Source organism: Actinokineospora sp. NBRC 105648 (assembly GCF_030269645.1).
Classification (GTDB): domain Bacteria; phylum Actinomycetota; class Actinomycetes; order Mycobacteriales; family Pseudonocardiaceae; genus Actinokineospora.
Window position 1 is genome coordinate 1 of sequence record NZ_BSTR01000112.1, and the last position, 807, is coordinate 807.

Genomic DNA, 807 nt, shown 5'->3' on the forward strand with positions numbered 1-807 from the left:
GTGCGGGGGCGAGGTATCGGTTGGTGTTCATCGATCGTCTGTTGGCCACGCTGGTGCACCTTCGTCACGGTGTCACACACGACGTGCTGGCCGCGTGGTTCGGGGTGGATCGGTCCACGATTACCCGCGCGGTCAACGAGATCCGCCCGATCCTGGCCGAGCGCGGCTGTCGGGTCGCCGACGGCGGGCGGTTGCGGACGTCGGGAGAGGTCATCGATCACCTGGGCGCCACCAGCTCGGCCGCGATTCTGGACGCGACGGAGGTGCGGGTGCGCCGCCCAGAAGCGAACACCGTCGATCGGGACCGTTTCGTCTCGGGCAAGAGCAGGCAGAACGCCATCAAGACCATGATCGTGACCGATCTCGAGGGCAGGATGCTGTTCTGCGGGGCCACTGCGCCGGGCTCGGTCGCCGACATCACCCAGGCCCGGGGCAGCGGGTTACCGAGCTGCTGCTCGACACGGGTGTTCAGGTCCTCGCCGACGCCGGCTACCAGGGTCTCGGCGCGCAGACCGGCGGAGCGATCGTGACACCACCGCATCGCAAGTTTCGGCGAAAACCGCCGGTCTGGTACGAGGAGCACCACGCGGCCCAACGCAAAGCCCACTCCTCACAACGGATCCGAGTCGAACACGGCATCGCCCATCTGAAGAACTGGCGCTCCCTTGCCCGCCACCTCGTCCGCCGAACAACGTTTGACCACACCATCCGAGCCGTCGCCGGACTCCTCTCCGACCACCAACACCGAGACCGCCGCCAACCCACAACGCGGTAACCCCGCAGACCCAGCCGCAACACCTTCTGCCC

The 807-nt window shown here is 67.3% G+C and carries 2 protein-coding genes; both read left to right on the forward strand.

The annotated features are described in order from the left end of the window. The first annotated feature begins 23 nt into the window (after nucleotides 1–23). Nucleotides 24–530: a transposase family protein gene (locus QSK30_RS36595; RefSeq protein ID WP_285510002.1), complete on the forward strand. Its 507-nt coding sequence runs from the start codon at nucleotides 24–26 to the stop codon at nucleotides 528–530. After that, nucleotides 452–775, forward strand: coding sequence for a transposase family protein (locus tag QSK30_RS37095; protein WP_352231685.1), 324 nt, complete (start codon nucleotides 452–454; stop codon nucleotides 773–775). Before QSK30_RS36595 ends, QSK30_RS37095 begins: the two co-directional genes overlap by 79 nt. Nucleotides 776–807 lie beyond the last annotated feature (32 nt).